This is a genomic window from Sinomonas terrae (genome assembly GCF_022539255.1).
GTDB lineage: Bacteria > Actinomycetota > Actinomycetes > Actinomycetales > Micrococcaceae > Sinomonas > Sinomonas terrae.
On the sequence record NZ_JAKZBV010000001.1, the window covers coordinates 3695782 to 3711886 of the forward strand.

The window sequence follows — 16105 nt, forward strand, 5'->3', positions numbered from 1 at the left end:
CCGCCGGACGCCCCTGCCGAAGGACTCACCGAGAGGAACAGCGAAGCGATGAGCGCCTCGCACGGCACGAAGACCAATCCGTTCAAACAGCCGGGGGCGGTATGGGCGGTCGCCTTCGCCTGTGTCATCTCCTTCATGGGGATTGGCCTCGTCGACCCGATCCTGCCCGCGCTGGCCTCTAGCCTGCACGCCACGCCGAGCGACGTCTCCCTGCTGTTCACGAGCTATCTCGTCGTGACCGCGGTCGCGATGCTCGTCGTCGGCTGGGTCTCAAGCCGCATCGGCTCCAAGCTGACGCTCATCCTGGGGCTGTTCCTCATCGTCGTGTTCGCAGCCCTAGCCGGCACCTCCGGTTCGATCGGCGGGATTGTCGGATTCCGGGCTGGCTGGGGCTTGGGCAATGCGCTGTTCATCGCGACGAGCCTCGCCGTCATCGTGGCTTCGGCGAAGGGCGGCTTCTCAGGCGCCATCATCCTCTACGAGACAGCGCTCGGCATCGGCATCGCCGTCGGGCCCCTGCTGGGAGGCGAGCTCGGCAGCATCAGCTGGCGCGGGCCCTTCTACGGTGTTGCGGTACTCATGGGCATCGCACTCGTCGCGACGCTCCTGTTCGTGCCGAAGCAGCCCAAGCCCGCGAAGAAGACCTCGCTCGCTGCCCCGCTGCTCGCGCTGCGCCACCGGGGCCTCCTGATCATGGGCATCATGGCGCTGCTATACAACTGGGGCTTCTTCACGATGCTCGGCTACGCGCCGTACCCCATGAAGCTCGACGCCCATGAGCTCGGACTCGTCTTCACCGGCTGGGGCGTTCTCGTGGCCCTGTTCGCGGTGGTCTTCGCGCCGCGGCTGCAGCGGCGCTTCGGCACCGCGCCCGTGCTCTACGTGAACATGCTGTGCCTCGGCATCGTCATGGCCGTCATAGCGTTCGGCGTCACGACGCCGGCCGTCGTCATCGTCGCCGTCATCATGAGTGGGGCGTTCATCGGCATCAACAACACCCTCACGACCCAAGCCGTCATGCTCGTTGCCCCCATCGACCGCTCGGTCGCCTCGTCGGCATACGGCTTCGTCCGATTCATCGGGAGCGGCCTCGCCCCGTTCGCCGCGGGCAAGATCGCCGAGGCCTCGAACCAGAGCGTCGCGTTCCTCGTCGGGGCCCTCGCGTTCCTCCTTGCCATCCCTGTGCTCGCCGCCGGCCACCGACTCGTCGCCGCCGCCGAGCGCGAGGCGGAGCCAGAGGTGGTCGAGCCGAAGGCTGTACAGCCCGGGATAGCCCCGCCCGGGATCGCCCGGCCCGGGATCGCCCAGCCCACGCTCGAGCCGCTTGGCCCCGCGTCTGCTGGCCTTACGCCCTCTGGGTCAGCAGTCTCCGGATCACCGCTCTCCGGACCACCGCTCTCGGGACCAGTCGTTGCCGCCGTCAGCGCAAATGCAGCCGCGGCCGCCGTCGTCGATCGCGCGGCAGCCCTCGCCCGCGCCCAGCAGGCGCCGCTCGAGATAGTTCACGTCCGGGAGACCGAGGTTCTCGAAGAGCTCGCCATCAGCCCTGAAAGCGAGGACGAAGCCCGGGCCGCTGTTGCAGCTCACCTCGACCGCCTTGGAGACGGCGCGCCAGATGGGCTGGCGAGCCGTGGTCTGGTGCTGCACAGCGTGGGTGACCGCGCCGCGGCGGCGGACATCCTGGCTCGTCACGCCGCGGAAGTGGGCGCACGCGCCATTGTGCTCCGAGACTCGGCGCGAGGCACGGTCGTGAAGCACCTTGAACCGAGCCTGAGGGCAGCCTTCTCGGGAATGCCGCCCTCTGAAGCGGGGCGGCCAGAGGTCGTGCTCGTGCCCGACGAGATCTGAGCATCGACCGACTTCTTCCTCGTTCGAATCTTTATTTGATTGGCTGTTTGTTTTTCGAACTTATTTTCGATACGATGGTTTCATGATTGGGATGGGGGACCGATTCGATCCGGGGAGCCGACTCGCCCCGGGAGACTGCCTCGGAGATGAGGAACGCCTCGGCGGGCAGGACGGGCTTGTACCCGAGGTCGGGCTCAAAGACCGGACAGCGCATGACGCCGGGGAGTCCGGTTCTCCCGGTAGTGGGTGGCGCGAGGCCCTCGAGGGGCTACTGAGTCGGGCAGCCGGGCCTTCGACCGAAGAGATCGCCTCCTTCGTGGCGCGTCTGGCGCTCTGCCCCGGCCCAGGAGACCTCGGTGGCGGTCAAGGTCATCTCGGCGGCCCAGGTCATCTCGCCGGGTCAGGTCATCTCGCCGGGCCAGAGCTGATCGACCGGCTGGACGCACTCGAGCGGCTTAAGGCCGCCGCGGCGGCGGAGCAGGCACGGACTCAAGCGGCGTTCGCCGCCCTGTGCGAGGCAGGGATGGACCCGCGCGCCGCCGCCCTCGAGTCCAGGACTGGCCGCGCCGCCGCCCGCTCGAGGGAACGCTCGGCCTCAGCCCAGATCGCTTTGGCTCGGAAGGTTTCCCCAGCCCGCGGGGCGAGGCTGCTGGCCGCCTCGAAGCGGCTGGTGACCGACCTGCCGTGCACGCTGCGAGCTCTGGCCTGTGGCCAGCTGACCGAGGAGCGGGCGATCTTCATGGCGGAAGGGGTCGAGGTCCTTTCCCCGGCGGCCCGAGCCGTCGTGGACGAGGACCTGTGCGGGCATCCGCAACGCCTTGAAGGCCTAGGCGACCGGGGCGTCCAGGACGCCGTGCGCGCGGCGGTCGACGCTATCGACGACTCGGCGGCCTTGGCACGGGTGCGCAAGGCCGAGGAAGGTCGCAGGGTCACAGTCAGGCGGCTGCCCGACGCGATGGCCCAGCTCACCGCGATCCTCCCCGTCGCCCAAGCCGCCTCCGTCGCAGGGGCCCTGGGCGCGGCAGGCGCGGCGGCCAGGGCCGCCGGGGACGCGCGGACCCGCGGGCAGGTCGCCGCGGACACCTTGGTGGAGCGGGTGACCGGTCAGGCCCACGCGGACGCCGTGCCCCTCCGCGTGGGCCTCATCATGACGGACTCCTCGCTGTTCGCAGGCGGCCGCGAACCGGCCCTGCTCCAGGGCTACGGGACGGTCCCCGCCGCCCATGCGAGGGCCATGATCGTTGGCGCTGCAACGGGATCCGCCGCAAGCGGGCTGGACAACCGACCCACACGCCGCACCAAAGGCAGGCCCGCAGGCAGCAGCCCCGGCACAGCCAGAGGCGGGCCCGGCGATTTGATGGCCGCCGGACCTCCCGGCAGTGCCGCCGTCCCGTCTCCCGGGGCTGCCGCCCTGGCGGGAGCGTGGCTGCGCCGCCTCTACCTCGATCCCAGTACCGGCGAGCTCGCCGCGATGGACTCCAGGCTGCGCCGCTTCCCGAGGGCGTTGGCAGAATTCATCGAGATCCGCGATCAGACCTGCCGCACCCCGTACTGCGAGGCACCAATCAGGCACATCGACCACGTCACCCCCGTCGCGTCGGGCGGGGAGACGAGCGTGGAGAACGGCCAAGGGCTCTGCGAGGCGTGCAACCACGCCAAGGAATCCCCCGGCTGGGAACTCGCCGTCGTCGGAACCGACACCCCGGACGGAACCGACAGCCCCGACGGAACCGACACCGCGGGCGGAATCGGGCCTGCGGGGACGCGAGGAGACATCCTCACCCTCACCCCCACCGGTCACGAATACTTCTCGCCGCCGAGGAAGCTCCCAGGCTCAGAAACCAGGGCCTGCAACGGGACGCCGCACCGGAGAGATGGCATGCCGGAGGAACGCAGCGCCGGTTAGCCGCGTTAGCTAGCCATCCCCGCGGGGTTCCATCCGAGCCGACTACAGCTAGGCGTCTTCCCGATTGGGGTTCTCCAGCTGGAAGAAGTTCGACTGGCTGCCGTCGCTGCGCTGCTCCTGGTAGATGAAGTTCAGGCCGCGCTCGTCGAACGTCGCGAACCACTCGTCCCAGTCGATGTGCCGCAGCTTGTCGTTCTTCGCGCCGAAGTCGATGCGCAGGACCCCGAAGTGGTCGCCGTGTTCGGTCCCCTCCACGGTTGCGGGAGCGCCGTCGCGCGCCTCGGCCCACTGACGGATGACGTCGTGGTTCGTGGTGACGAGGCTGCGCCCCTCGCGTTCGGGCTTGTCTTCCGGAGACTTGATCTCCTGCGAGTACTTGAGCGAATCCGAGCTTTCACTCCCCTTGCGCACACCGCCGTCTTGGTCCTTGTCTGCCATGGCATCCTCCTTGCGTTTGAGTTGCTGAGGTTCGGGCACTGGAGCATTACCCCGACGACGGAAGGCGGAACGGATGGACGCACGTGCGCGCGGAGTGCTCTTCGACGTCGACGGAACGCTCATCGACTCAAGCTATTTCCACGCCCTTGCATGGTGGGAGGCCTTCCGTCAGTTTGAGCACAAGGTCCCGATGTCCGCGATCCACCGCGCCGTCGGCATGGGCGGCGACAAGCTCGTGGCCCACCTTCTGGGCGACGGCCGCGACAAGAGCGAGGATGCCGAACTCAAAGCGACCCATGGCGCCGTTTTCGGCACCTATTGGCCTTCACTCGTAGCGTTCGACGGCGCCCGCGACCTGCTGCGGAAGTGCGCCGAGGCCGGACTCGCCGTCGTGCTCGCGTCCTCGGCACGCGAGCGAGAGCTCCGTGTGCTGCGGAGAGCGCTCGACGCCGACGACGCCATCACCGCGGCGACCAGCTCCTCGGATGCCGAGGAGAGCAAGCCAGCGCCAGACATCCTCGTCGCGGCCCTCGAAGCGGGAGGCCTCCGGGCCGAGGACGTCGTCTTCGTCGGCGACGCCGTCTGGGACGTGTATGCGGCGTCGAAGCTCGGCATTCCCACCATCGCCGTCACGTGCGGCGGAACGAGCGAGGGCGAACTGCGGGAAGCGGGAGCCGCGGAGGTGTACGCGGGCCCGGACAAGGTCCTCGAGGCCTTCTCGACGAGCGCTCTCGGTCGCGTTGGGGCCTAGGCGCCTCGAGCCTAACTGCCTCGAGCCTAAGTGCCTAGGACGGCTGAACACTCAATGGCGCGAGATCGCTTACCGCGCCCAGCGCGGCCAGCCGGTAGAGAGAGGCAGCAGCCTCAACGGCAGTAAGCCGCTGGGCTGGCTCGAGGGCGGTCATTCCGACGACGAGATCCCGCCAGAGCGGGTCGACACTCTCGGGAATCGGCGGGTTTTGCGTGAGCCGGCGCACTGCGCTCTCAAGCGGCGCGCCAGGGAAGGCCAACTCGCCGGTAAGGCACTGCAGGAGGACGAGCCCGAGCGAGTAGACGTCGCTCGCGGGGCTGGCCGTGTCCCCACGGACCTGCTCCGGGCTCAGGTAGGCGGGCGTTCCCGACACGGCGTCTTCGAGCGTGAGAACAGACTCAGTCATGAGGGCGATGCCGAAGTCAGTGAGCTTCGCGTGCGCCCTCGTCCCGTTGACGGCCTCGTCGAGCAGCAGAATGTTGGCTGGCTTGATGTCTCGGTGCACCACTCCCTTGCCGTGGATGTAGCCGAGCGCCTCCGCGAGGTCGTGACCGATCTCGGCCACACGCGCGGGCGGGAGTGGCCCCTCCTTGAGCCGCGCCCGCAGGTCGGGGCCGGTGACGAGCTCCATGACAAGGAAGATGCGCGACGTGCCCTCGGCCCCCCACTCGGTTCCCGCGTCGAGCAGCGTCACGAGCCCGGGGTGGCTGAGCCGCGCGAGGAGCTTGACCTCGGCGTCGCTGCGTCGCAGCTCGGCCTCGTCCACGGCGGTCGAATCGATGAGCTTGACGGCCACCTCGCGCTCGAGGAACTCGTCGAAGGCTCGATGGACAACCGCCATCGAGCCCGCGCCGATCTTCTCAAGAAGCCGATACCTCCCGCCAAGCGAGTCCATACCGAGAGAACCGGCACCGCGCACGTGATCTGCCACCTTTACCCGCTTTCGTCGCCACAGCGGACGGCCAGACAGCCACACGCGGTAGTCAGGCGTCACTCGCATCAATACCCGCGGCGAGCAGGGCAAAACTGAGCGAGGGGCAGCAGCAGGAACTAGAGGATGGCTTCTCGGTCAGGAGGACGCTGAGCCCGCGTCCATTGTCTTCAGATCGGCGAAGACGACCTTGTCTGGATGTGCCTCCTTGATGGCCGTAACAGCGGAGAGCCCCGCGTTCTTCACTAGCGGGGTACCCAGCTCGATGATGTCCACGTGCTCGGCAACCTTGCCGGCCAGGGTGAGGGCCTCATCGACGGTCAGGACATCCATAGCGACATTGCCGGGGTTGTCGTGTCCCCGACGACATGCACCTCAAGTCCGAGGTGCATGAGGCGCATGGCCGCCATCCGCAGGACCAAGCCGCTGCGTCCTGCGCCGATCAGGAAGACATGAGGCCGCGCCGGACCAGCCCCGCGACCTAAGACAAAAAAGGACACCCCGGTCCGAAGACCGGGGTGTCCTGCGGGCCACTACGCCCACACCTCGTAGCCCGCGAGCTTGTCGTAGAGCTTCCGGCGCTGGATCCCTTGGGCGGCGAGCCAGAGCACCGTGTCGTCCGCGGCGGCAAGGTCGACGACGCCCGTCGCGACCTGCTCGCCCCGGAACCACACCTCGACAGTGCGACCGACCAGCTGCGACCAGTCGTCACGCCGGCCACGCCCCGTCCGCGTCTTGACCACGATTGTCTGCCACATGCAGAACTCCCCCTCAGCACTCGATGACGTTCACGGCGAGGCCGCCGCGCGATGTCTCCTTGTACTTGACCTTCATGTCCGCCCCCGTCTCGCGCATCGTCTTGATGGCCTTGTCAAGCGAGACCTTGTGGCTGCCGTCGCCGCGCAGCGCGATCCGCGCGGCGTTGATGGCCTTGTTGCTCGCGACGGCGTTCCGCTCGATGCAGGGAATCTGCACGAGGCCGCCCACCGGATCGCACGTCAGCCCTAGATTGTGCTCGATGCCGATCTCGGCCGCGTTCTCGACCTGCTCCGGCGTCCCACCGAGCACCTCGCACAGCCCGCCCGCCGCCATCGCGCACGCCGAGCCGACCTCCCCCTGGCATCCGACTTCCGCACCGGAGATCGAGGCGTTCTCCTTGAACAGGATCCCCACGGCCGCCGCCGTGAGCAGGAAGCGCACGACGCCGTCGTCGTCGGCCCCGGGAACGAACGTCGTGTAGTAGTGCAGGACGGCGGGGACGATCCCGGCCGCGCCGTTGGTCGGCGCGGTCACTATCCGGCCGCCCGAGGCGTTCTCCTCGTTCACGGCGAGGGCGAACAGGTTGACCCAATCCATTGCGCGTATGGGGTCGGTCTGGTCGTTGGCGGCCTCGAGGTCCGCGAGGAGCTTCGGCGCGCGCCGGGGCACCTTGAGCCCTCCGGGAAGGAGCTTCTCGGTGCGCGTACAGCCGTTGTGCACACACTCCTTCATGACGGCCCAGATGTGCAGGAGCTCGGCCCGGAGCTCGGTCTCCGTGCGCCACGCGAGCTCGTTCGCGAGCATGATGTCGCTGACCCGCTTGCCCTCGCGGCGGCAGTGCTCAAGGAGCTGCACTCCGGTCGTGAAGGGGTACGCCAGCGGGGTCGAGTCCTCGACGATCCGATCGGCACCGATCGCGTCCTCGTCGACGACGAACCCTCCGCCGACCGAGTAGAACGTCGCCTCCCGCAGAAGCTGCCCCGCGCCGTCGTACGCCCTGAAGACCATCCCGTTCGGGTGAGCCGGGAGCGAGCGACGCCGATGCATGACGACGTCGTCCGCCCGCGAGAAGGCGATGTAGCGCTCCCCGGCGAGCAGGAGCTTGCCCTCCGTCCCGGCCTCGGCGACGCGGGCGTCCGCGGTGTCCGTGTCGACCGTCTCGGGCCGCTCGCCCTGGAGGCCCAGGATCACGGCCTTGTCCGAGCCGTGCCCGTGGCCGGTCGCCCCGAGCGAGCCGAAGAGCTCGGCCTGGACGCGTTCGACGGCGCCAAGCACCCCGTCGGCGCGCAGACCGTCCGTGAACAGCACAGCCGCGCGCATCGGCCCGACCGTGTGCGACGAGGAGGGGCCGATTCCGACGGAGAACATGTCGAGTGCGCTCAGTGCCATTGCCGGCCTCCTTCCCTCATCGGAGCACCACCGTGCGATTGCCGTTCAGGATGACCCGCCCCTCGCAGTGCCAGCGCACCGCGTTGCTGAGCGCCTTGCACTCCGCGTCTCGGCCGACGGCGACGAGGTCCTCGGGCGAGTGCGTGTGATCGACCTCGATGACCTGCTGGGCGATGATCGGGCCCTCGTCGAGCTCGGCGTTGACGTAGTGGGCTGTAGCGCCCACGGTCTTGACCCCGCGCTCCCACGCTTGGTGGTACGGCTTCGCTCCCTTGAACGAGGGCAGGAACGAGTGGTGGATGTTGATCACGCGACCGGTCATGCGGGTCGCGAGAGCGTCGCTGAGCACCTGCATGTAGCGCGCTAGCACCACGAGTTCCACGGCGTAGCTGTCCACGAGGGCAAGGAGCTTGGCCTCGGCCTCGGGCTTGGATTCGGCCGTGACCGGGATGTGGTGGTACGGGATGCCGTGCCACTCCACGAGGCCGCGGTGGTCCTCGTGGTTGGACACGACCGCCACGATGTCCACAGGCAGCTCGCCGATGCGGGCCCGGAACAGCAGGTCGTTGAGGCAGTGCCCGAACTTCGACACCATGAGCAGCACCCGGGTCTTCTCCCCCGCCGGGCGGAGCTGCCACGTCATCCCGAACTCCTGGGCGATCGGACCGAACTCGGACTCGAGCGGCCCCGGCGCCTCGAAGTGGACGCGCATGTAGAAGTGCCCGCCCCGCCTGTCCCCGTACTGCTTGATGTCGAGGATGTTGCAGCCGTGCTGGGCCAGGAAGCCCGAGACCGCGTAGACGATCCCGGGCCGCTCCGGGCAGTCGAGTGTGAGGACGTACTCAGCGGGTGCCATGGAATTCACGCATCGCGTCGAGGAGCCAGCGGCCGAGGTAGTCCGCGAACGAGGCCCGCGGGAAGATCTCCCACGTCTCGTTCCCGGTCCTCCAGAGCAGGATCGGGACCGGGCCGAGCTGCGTCACGTACGCCGAGCCGACGGCAAACGCGCGCGGGTGCAGGTCGAGCGCGCAGCCCTTCTCGAGGACGTCGCGGGCCGCCTTTCCGGTCAGCTCGAATGTCGTGCGGTTGGCGGAGAGGTCGACGGCGGAGCCCGGCTGCCCACCGATAGCCTCGACGAGGCGGGCGGTCGCCTCGGCGGGGTCGACAGTGCTGCCGAGAGGGGAGACGACGAGGAACTCGTCCGGACCCAGCCACAGGACCGAGCTGCCCGCGCCGACGGCGACCTCGCCGCAGCGAGCAGGCAGCGGCGCGCCGAGACGTTCCTCGACGCGACGCGCAGCGTCCGTGCCGGGGACGACGCGGAGGCCGACCATCGTGCGGAACGGCGCCTCGCGCAGCGCGAGGCTGTGCAGCCCGGTCACCTCGGCCGCCGCGAACTGGGCGGCGAGGTGGGCAGCTGGGCTGCGCCGGAGATCGGCGGTGCCGAACTGGTGGTGGGGGGCGATCAGGGTCTGCTCAGCCATCGCGGCGCTTCCCTTCCGGGTCGTAGAGGACGGTGTCGCCGACGATGACGTCGACGAGCTGGTTGCCCACGGGGGCGACGAGGGTCTGGCCGATGCGGTTCCGGCCGTTCTTGATGAGCGCGAGCGCGAACGAGCGGCCGAGCGCTGCCGAGTGGTAGCTCGACGTCACGTGGCCGAGCATCGGCACGGGGCCGTAGGCCGGGTTCACACTGATCCCCGACTCGACGAGCTGCGTGCCCTCGGGGAGCCGGAACGTCGGGTCGACGGGCAGGAGCGAGACGAGGTGCTTGCGGTCGGCGCGCGCGCTGTCCGCACGGGAGTAGGAGCGCTTGCCGATGAAGTCCTTCGCCTTCGAGACGATCCATTCCATCCCGGCGTCCTGCGGCGTGACGGTACCGTCGGTGTCCTGGCCGACGATGGGATAGCCCTTCTCGGCGCGGAGCACGTGCATGGTCTCGGTGCCGTAGGGGGTAATGCCGAACTCCTCACCGGCCGCGAAGATGTCCTCCCAGACCTTCTGGCCATACCAGCCGGAGACGTTGACCTCGAAGGCCAGCTCGCCGGAGAACGAGATGCGGCAGACGCGGGCCGGGATGCCCGAGGCGAGGGTCGTCTCGCGGAATGTCATGAACGGGAACGCCTCGTTGTCGACGTCGAGCTCCGGGGCCACCTTGGCGATGACCGCGCGGGACTTGGGGCCGACGACGGCGACAGTCGTCCACTGCTCCGTGACCGACGTGAAGTTCACGTCGAGCCCCGGCCACTCCGTCTGGTGCCACTCCTCGAGCCAATCGAGCACGCGCGCGGCGCCGCCCGTCGTCGTCGTCATGAAGTAGCGGTTCTCCTCGACGCGGAGGGTCACGCCGTCGTCGAAGATCATCCCGTCGGGCGTGCACATGACGCCGTAGCGTGCCGAACCGGGCTTGAGCTTCTTGAAGGCGTTCGTGTAGATGCGGTTGAGGAACTCGCCCGCATCCGTGCCCCAGACCTCGATCTTGCCAAGGGTCGTCGCGTCCATCATGCCCACCGAGGTGCGGACCGCCGCACACTCGCGGAGCACGGCGTCGTCCATCGATTCGCCCGCCTCCGGGTAGTACCACGGACGCAGCCACTGCCCGACGATCTCGAACTCGGCGCCGTGCTCCACGTGCCACGGGTGGATCGACGTGAGGCGCGCCGGGTCGAAGAGCTCACCGCGCTCGCGGCCGGCGAGGGCCGCGAAGGCGACGGGCGCGTACGGGGCGCGGTACGTCGTCGTGCCGATCTCGCCGGGGGTCGCGCCGTTGTTCAGCGCGGCGGCGATGACGCCGATCGCGTTGACGCCGGAGGTCTTGCCCTGGTCGTTCGCGGTGCTGATCGAGGTGTAGCGCTTCACGTGCTCGACGCTGCGCATACCTGCGCCGGTCGCGCGGAGGACGTCCTTGACGGTCTGGTCGCGCTGGAGGTCAACGAAGTGCTCGTCGAGGCCGTCGAGGCTCCCGTCCTCTGCGCGGACCACCCACAGCGGGCGGGTCGTGCCGGTCACGTGCCGGGCCGTGCCTGCGACGGCGATCGCGTGCGCGCCGCCCTCATTGACGAAGCCCGCGTTGAAGGCCGCGACGGCGCCCGCGTTCGTGCCCTCGACGAGGCAGTCCTCGAGCGCGAAGCTGCCGCGTGCCGAGCCGACGACCTGCTGGCCCTCGACCGCACCCGACGGCACGAACGCCGCGAGGTCGTCGTCCCAGCGGACCTTGCCCTGGCGCTGGCTGTGCAGGTGGACCACGGGGCTCCACCCGCCTGAGACCGCGACGAGGTCGCACGCGATGTCCTGCTGGGGCCCAGTGGGCGTGCCCTCCGGGTCGATCGCGCGGATCGTCGCGCTGGCGACGCGCGGGGTTCCCGCAGTATCGACGACGGTGGCACCCGGCAGGACGACGACGCCGGCCGCGTGCGCTGCCTCGGCGGCGGCGGAGAGCTCTGGGCGGGCGTCCGCGACCGCCGCGATCTGGAGACCTGCCCGGGCGAGTTCGGCGACGAGCGGGTACACGCTGTCGTTCGTCGTCGAGACGACGACGCGCGAGCCGGCCGCGACGCCGTAGCGGTTCAGGTAGGTGCGTACCGCCGAGGCGAGCATGACGCCGGGGCGGTCGTTGTTGCGGAACACGATCGGGCGCTCGTGGGCGCCGGTCGCGAGGACGACCTGCTGAGCACGGATGTGCCACAGCCGCTGACGGGAGACGCCCTCGAACTCGGGGGCCTGAGCCTTTGTGCCAAGGTGATCGGTGCGGTTCTCGAGAGCGATGACGTAGTTCGAGTCGTAGCTGCCGAACGCGTTGGTGCGAGTCAGGACGGTTGCCTCCTCGGCGCCGTCGAGCTCGGCACGGACCCGCGCGATCCAATCCGCGGCGGAAGCGCCGTCGACTGACGCCTTGGGCTCCGCGAGCAGCGACCCGCCCAGCTCCGGCTGGTCATCGATGAGGATGACCCTGGCGCCGGTTGCAGTGGCCTCGCGGGCCGCGGCGAGGCCGGCCGGGCCGCCGCCGACGACGAGGACGTCAGTGTGGACGTACTTCTTGTCGTAGACCGATGTGTCCTCTTGCGGGTCGAGCTGGCCCAGACCCGAGAGGTACTGGGCCTCGATCCCGTCGACGAGCTCGACCGTCGTGGCCGGAAGCATCGATTCCGTGGTGGAGTGGCCCGGACGGCGCACCTTCACGAGCGCATTAGGCTCCTCGACGCCCGCGGCCACGATGCCGCGGGGCCGGTTCAGGTAGAGGGACGGGGCCGTCCCGATCACCCCGGCGGCCAGCAGCGCGGACGCGAGCGTGTCTCCCGGGTGGCCGGTGTAAGTGCGGCCGTCGACGGTGAACTCGAGTTCCGTCGAGCGGTCGACGCGGCCGCCCTGGCGGAGGCGGAACGGTTGGCGGCTCATTTGGCTCCTCCACTGATGCTCGGCTGGGTCTCGCCCATGCTGTAGACCGCGGCGATTCGGTACGTAGCGGTGTCGCGGACTGCGTTGAACCACTTCCGGCAGCCGCCGGAGTGGACCCAGCGCTCGGCAAAGAGGCCCTTCGGGTTCTCGCGGTAGAAGAGGTACCGGCCCCACTCCTCGTCGGTGAGGGCGTTCGGGTCCTCCGGGTAGGCGATGTGGGCCTGACCGCCGTAGTGGAACTCGGTCTCGTCGCGAGGCCCGCAATTCGGGCAGCTGATGAGCAGCATCGCTGGCTCCTTCTGTGTCTAGAGGCTCAGTGGGCGTAGAGGCTCAGTGGGCGACGGCGGCCGCGCCGTGCTCGTCGATGAGGGCACCCGTGACGAAGCGGTCAAGGGAGAACGGGGCGTTCAGGGGGTGCGGGTCGCCCGTGGCGACCGTGTGCGCCATCGTCCAGCCCGCGCCCGGGGTGCCCTTGAAGCCGCCCGTGCCCCAGCCACAGTTCACGTACATGTTCTCGACCGGGCTCTTGCTCACGATCGGGGAGGCATCGAGTGTGACGTCGACGATGCCGCCCCAGGTGCGCAGCAGGTGCGCCCGGGCGAAGATCGGGAAGAGCTCGACCGCGGCGGCCATCTGCTCCTCGATGACGTGGAACGCGCCCCGCTGGCCATAGCCGTTGTACGAGTCGATGCCCGCGCCCATCACGAGCTCGCCCTTGTGGGCCTGCGAGACGTACACGTGGACGTGGTTCGACATCACGACGGTCGGGTGCACGATCTCGTGGAGCTCGGAGACGAGCGCCTGGAGCGGGTGGGACTGGATCGGAAGGTCGAAGCCGGCCATCTTGGCGAGGACGCTCGAGTGTCCAGCCGCGCAGAGGGCGACCTTCCCCGTGTTGATCGTGCCGTGGTTCGTCTGGACGGCGACAACGCGGTTGCCGTCCTTGACGAAGCCCGTGACCTCACAGTTCTGAATGAGGTCCACGCCGAGCTCGTCGGCCTTGCGCGCGAACGCCCAGGCGACGTGATCGTGCTTGGCAATCCCAGCGCGCGGCTGGAACGTGCCGCCCAGGACTGGGTAGCGGATCTTGTCGCTCGTGTTGAGGATCGGGCAGACTTCCTTGACCTGATCCACGTCGAGCCACTCGGCGTCGACCCCGTTGAGCTTGTTCGCGCTCACGCGGCGGACCGACTCGCGCACGTCCTGGAGCGTGTGCGCGAGGTTGAGGACGCCGCGCTGGCTGAACAGGAAGTCGTACTCGAGCTCCTCGGGGAGCTCCTCCCAGAGCTTGAGCGAATGCTCGTAGATCGCGGCCGACTCGTCCCACAGATAGTTCGAGCGGATGATCGTCGTGTTGCGGGCCATGTTCCCTCCCGCGAGCCAACCGCGCTCGAGCACAGCGATGTTGGTCATGCCGTGGTTCTTCGCGAGGTAGTACGCGGTCGCCAGCCCATGGCCGCCGCCGCCGACGATGACGGCGTCGTAGGACGCCTTGGGGTCGGGATTGCGCCAGAGGAAGTCTGGGTGTTCAGGCAGGAGATCCGCCATCACTTGGCTCCGTTCAACGTCAGCTCGGGGTTCGAGTCGGTCAGGATCGGGGTGAGGTTCGCGTAGAGGGGGTGCTTGTCGGCAAGGACCGCCACCCGGGCGCGCAAGTCCTCGGCGACCTCGTCGTTGAAGCCGGCCTTGAGGGCAGTGGCAATGATGTCCGCGACCTCCCGGAACTCGGTCTCGCCGAACCCTCGTGTCGCCAGGGCCGGCGTCCCGACGCGCAGCCCGGAGGAGACCATCGGCGGCCGAGGATCGAACGGGACAGCGTTGCGGTTCACCGTGATCCCGATCCGGTGCAGGCGGTCCTCGCCCTGCTGGCCGTCGAGCTCGGAGTTCCGGAGGTCGACAAGGACCAAGTGGACATCGGTGCCGCCGTTGACGACGGAGACGCCGGAGGCAGCGACGTCGTCCTCGAGGAGGCGCTCGGCGATGATGCGCGCTCCCTGGAGCGTGCGCTCCTGCCGGTCGCGGAAGGCGGGCTCGGCTGCGAACTTGAACGCGACCGCCTTCGCCGCGATCACATGCTCAAGCGGACCGCCCTGCTGGCCCGGGAAGACTGAAGAATTGACCTTCTTCGCGATATCCGCCCGGTTGGTGAGGATCACCCCGCCGCGCGGTCCGCCCAGAGTCTTGTGCGTCGTCGTCGTCACGATGTCTGCGTGCGGGACCGGGTTCGGGTGCAGGCCCGCTGCAACCAAGCCCGCGAAGTGTGCCATATCCACCATGAGATACGCGCCCACGAGGTCCGCGATACGGCGGAATTCGGCGAAGTCGAGCTGACGCGAGTAGGCGGACCAGCCAGCGACGATGAGCTTGGGCTTGTGCTCGAGGGCGAGCCGCTCGACCTCTGCCATATCGATGAGGAAGTCCTTCCGGCTTACCTCATAAGGCACTACCTTGTAGAGCCTGCCCGAGAAGTTGATCTTCATCCCGTGCGTGAGGTGGCCGCCGTGGGCGAGCGAGAGGCCGAGGATGGTATCGCCCGGCTCGAGCAGGGCGAACATCGCGGCAGCATTGGCCTGGGCGCCCGAGTGGGGCTGGACGTTGGCGAACTCAGCGCCGAAGAGCGCCTTCGCGCGGTCGATCGCGAGCTGCTCGATCACGTCGACGTTCTCGCAGCCCCCGTAGTAGCGCTTGCCGGGATAGCCCTCGGCGTACTTGTTCGTCAGGACTGAACCCTGGGCTTCCATGACGGCGGTCGGAGCGAAGTTCTCCGACGCGATCATCTCCAGAGTGCCCTGCTGTCGCTTGAGCTCCTCGTCGATGGCGGCCGCAACCTCGGGGTCCGCTTCGGCGAGTGGAGTAGTCAGGACATTCACCATTGTGTCCTCCTCTGCTGTGTCGTGAAGACCTTGGATCGAACTAGTATGAGACTGATATATCAAAGCCTGAGCACGAGTATGATTGAGATTGAACAGCGATGTCAACCATCTGCTGCGGAAGAAGGGACCTCTGGGGATGACGGCGCAGGGAACACTGATCACGGGCGAGCCCGGAGGGACGCTCTCGCTCGCCGAGCACGCCTACCAGCTCCTGAAGGACCGCCTCATCATGCTCGAGATCCGGCCCGGGGAGCCCATCAACGATGGGCAGCTCGCTACCGAGCTAGGGGTGGGGCGGACACCGGTCCGCGAAGCGCTCAAACGGCTCGAGACGGATCACCTCGTGGTCTCGTATCCTCGGCGGGGCACTTTCGCCACCATTGTGGACATCACCGAACTCGCCGCGATCTCGGAAATCCGTGAACTCCTCGAGCCGCTCGCCGCGCGCCGCGCGGCCGAGAACGCGGGCCCCGCGCTCCGGACGGAAATCCGGGCGAAGGCCGACGAGATCAGCAACGTGGACCAGACCGAACTGGACCAGACCAGACTCATGCGGCTCGACCTCTCCGTGCACCGGCTCATCTACCGGGCCGCAGCGAACGCACACCTCGAGGATGTGCTGATCCGTTACGACAACCTCGCGACGCGCATCTGGTGCCTCGTGCTCGACCGCGTCCCCTCCGTCGCCGGCCACGTGAGCGAGCACGCCGACCTGCTGCGGGCGATTGCCGACGGCGACGCCGAGAAGGCTGGACAGCTCGCCCTCGAGCACGTCACGGGATTCGAAAAGACGATTCGGACGGCGCTCTAGCTCA

At 68.5% G+C, this 16105-nt stretch carries 14 protein-coding genes and 2 pseudogenes; 4 read left to right on the forward strand and 12 right to left on the reverse strand.

The window, feature by feature from the left end; genetic code table 11:
• The first annotated feature begins 48 nt into the window (after positions 1-48).
• Both L0M17_RS17050 and L0M17_RS17055 read left to right on the forward strand, forming a co-directional pair.
• Positions 49-1848, forward strand: a complete 1800-nt coding sequence (locus tag L0M17_RS17050; RefSeq protein WP_241055601.1) for an MFS transporter — start codon at positions 49-51, stop codon at positions 1846-1848.
• An 82-nt stretch (positions 1849-1930) separates the two neighbouring features.
• Entirely contained in the window at positions 1931-3754 is a 1824-nt protein-coding gene (locus L0M17_RS17055; protein ID WP_241055602.1) for an HNH endonuclease, read from the forward strand.
• A gap of 48 nt (positions 3755-3802) precedes the next feature.
• Here L0M17_RS17055 and L0M17_RS17060 read toward each other — a convergent pair whose 3' ends face one another.
• Positions 3803-4192 carry a hypothetical protein gene (locus tag L0M17_RS17060; RefSeq protein ID WP_241055604.1) on the reverse strand — a complete coding sequence of 130 codons (390 nt, stop codon included), beginning with the start codon at positions 4190-4192 and terminating at the stop codon, positions 3803-3805.
• Positions 4193-4265: 73 nt separating this feature from the next.
• Between L0M17_RS17060 and L0M17_RS17065 the strand changes: the two genes are divergently transcribed.
• Positions 4266-4943, forward strand: coding sequence for an HAD family hydrolase (locus L0M17_RS17065; RefSeq protein WP_241055606.1), 678 nt, complete (start codon positions 4266-4268; stop codon positions 4941-4943).
• Positions 4944-4977: 34 nt separating this feature from the next.
• On the opposite strand, the gene L0M17_RS17070 is transcribed toward L0M17_RS17065, so the two are convergent.
• The 11 genes and pseudogenes from L0M17_RS17070 to glyA form a co-directional block, all read right to left on the reverse strand.
• Complete coding sequence (locus tag L0M17_RS17070) at positions 4978-5874, reverse strand: serine/threonine-protein kinase (RefSeq protein ID WP_241055607.1); 897 nt, start codon at positions 5872-5874, stop codon at positions 4978-4980.
• Positions 5875-6027: 153 nt separating this feature from the next.
• A pseudogene (locus tag L0M17_RS17075) lies at positions 6028-6207 on the reverse strand (orotidine 5'-phosphate decarboxylase / HUMPS family protein); the annotation flags it as partial.
• A 2-nt stretch (positions 6208-6209) separates the two neighbouring features.
• Positions 6210-6326, reverse strand: a pseudogene (locus L0M17_RS17080) (6-phospho-3-hexuloisomerase); the annotation flags it as partial.
• An 81-nt stretch (positions 6327-6407) separates the two neighbouring features.
• Positions 6408-6632, reverse strand: a complete 225-nt coding sequence (locus tag L0M17_RS17085) for a hypothetical protein (protein WP_241055609.1) — start codon at positions 6630-6632, stop codon at positions 6408-6410.
• Positions 6633-6645: 13 nt separating this feature from the next.
• Complete coding sequence (locus L0M17_RS17090) at positions 6646-8022, reverse strand: L-serine ammonia-lyase (RefSeq protein ID WP_241055611.1); 1377 nt, start codon at positions 8020-8022, stop codon at positions 6646-6648.
• A 16-nt stretch (positions 8023-8038) separates the two neighbouring features.
• Entirely contained in the window at positions 8039-8878 is an 840-nt protein-coding gene (gene purU, locus L0M17_RS17095) for a formyltetrahydrofolate deformylase (protein ID WP_241055612.1), read from the reverse strand.
• Positions 8865-9506, reverse strand: a complete 642-nt coding sequence (locus tag L0M17_RS17100) for a sarcosine oxidase subunit gamma (protein ID WP_241055614.1) — start codon at positions 9504-9506, stop codon at positions 8865-8867. Before L0M17_RS17100 ends, purU begins: the two co-directional genes overlap by 14 nt.
• Positions 9499-12417: a sarcosine oxidase subunit alpha family protein gene (locus tag L0M17_RS17105; RefSeq protein WP_241055616.1), complete on the reverse strand. Its 2919-nt coding sequence runs from the start codon at positions 12415-12417 to the stop codon at positions 9499-9501. Before L0M17_RS17105 ends, L0M17_RS17100 begins: the two co-directional genes overlap by 8 nt.
• The gene (locus tag L0M17_RS17110; protein WP_241055618.1) at positions 12414-12704 is read right to left on the reverse strand and encodes a sarcosine oxidase subunit delta; all 291 of its coding nucleotides are present in this window, start codon (positions 12702-12704) and stop codon (positions 12414-12416) included. The genes L0M17_RS17105 and L0M17_RS17110 overlap by 4 nt, the downstream gene beginning before the upstream one ends.
• A gap of 43 nt (positions 12705-12747) precedes the next feature.
• Positions 12748-13965, reverse strand: a complete 1218-nt coding sequence (locus L0M17_RS17115) for a sarcosine oxidase subunit beta family protein (RefSeq protein WP_241055619.1) — start codon at positions 13963-13965, stop codon at positions 12748-12750.
• Complete coding sequence (gene glyA / locus L0M17_RS17120; protein ID WP_241055621.1) at positions 13965-15290, reverse strand: serine hydroxymethyltransferase; 1326 nt, start codon at positions 15288-15290, stop codon at positions 13965-13967. The genes L0M17_RS17115 and glyA overlap by 1 nt, the downstream gene beginning before the upstream one ends.
• Before the next feature lie 136 nt (positions 15291-15426).
• On the opposite strand from glyA, the gene L0M17_RS17125 reads away from it, so the two are divergent.
• A complete protein-coding gene (locus L0M17_RS17125; RefSeq protein WP_241056487.1) occupies positions 15427-16101 on the forward strand; it encodes a GntR family transcriptional regulator in 675 nt (224 codons plus the stop codon).
• Positions 16102-16105 lie beyond the last annotated feature (4 nt).

Coding starts and splice junctions, on each gene's coding strand:
- L0M17_RS17085 (WP_241055609.1), bottom strand. CDS start 6,632: ATGTGGCAGACAATCGTGGTCAAGACGCGGACGGGGCGTGGCCGGCGT.
- purU (WP_241055612.1), bottom strand. CDS start 8,878: ATGGCACCCGCTGAGTACGTCCTCACACTCGACTGCCCGGAGCGGCCC.
- L0M17_RS17105 (WP_241055616.1), bottom strand. CDS start 12,417: ATGAGCCGCCAACCGTTCCGCCTCCGCCAGGGCGGCCGCGTCGACCGC.
- L0M17_RS17065 (WP_241055606.1), top strand. CDS start 4,266: ATGGACGCACGTGCGCGCGGAGTGCTCTTCGACGTCGACGGAACGCTC.
- L0M17_RS17090 (WP_241055611.1), bottom strand. CDS start 8,022: ATGGCACTGAGCGCACTCGACATGTTCTCCGTCGGAATCGGCCCCTCC.
- L0M17_RS17115 (WP_241055619.1), bottom strand. CDS start 13,965: ATGGCGGATCTCCTGCCTGAACACCCAGACTTCCTCTGGCGCAATCCC.
- L0M17_RS17100 (WP_241055614.1), bottom strand. CDS start 9,506: ATGGCTGAGCAGACCCTGATCGCCCCCCACCACCAGTTCGGCACCGCC.
- L0M17_RS17110 (WP_241055618.1), bottom strand. CDS start 12,704: ATGCTGCTCATCAGCTGCCCGAATTGCGGGCCTCGCGACGAGACCGAG.
- L0M17_RS17125 (WP_241056487.1), top strand. CDS start 15,427: ATGACGGCGCAGGGAACACTGATCACGGGCGAGCCCGGAGGGACGCTC.
- glyA (WP_241055621.1), bottom strand. CDS start 15,290: ATGGTGAATGTCCTGACTACTCCACTCGCCGAAGCGGACCCCGAGGTT.
- L0M17_RS17050 (WP_241055601.1), top strand. CDS start 49: ATGAGCGCCTCGCACGGCACGAAGACCAATCCGTTCAAACAGCCGGGG.
- L0M17_RS17055 (WP_241055602.1), top strand. CDS start 1,931: ATGATTGGGATGGGGGACCGATTCGATCCGGGGAGCCGACTCGCCCCG.
- L0M17_RS17060 (WP_241055604.1), bottom strand. CDS start 4,192: ATGGCAGACAAGGACCAAGACGGCGGTGTGCGCAAGGGGAGTGAAAGC.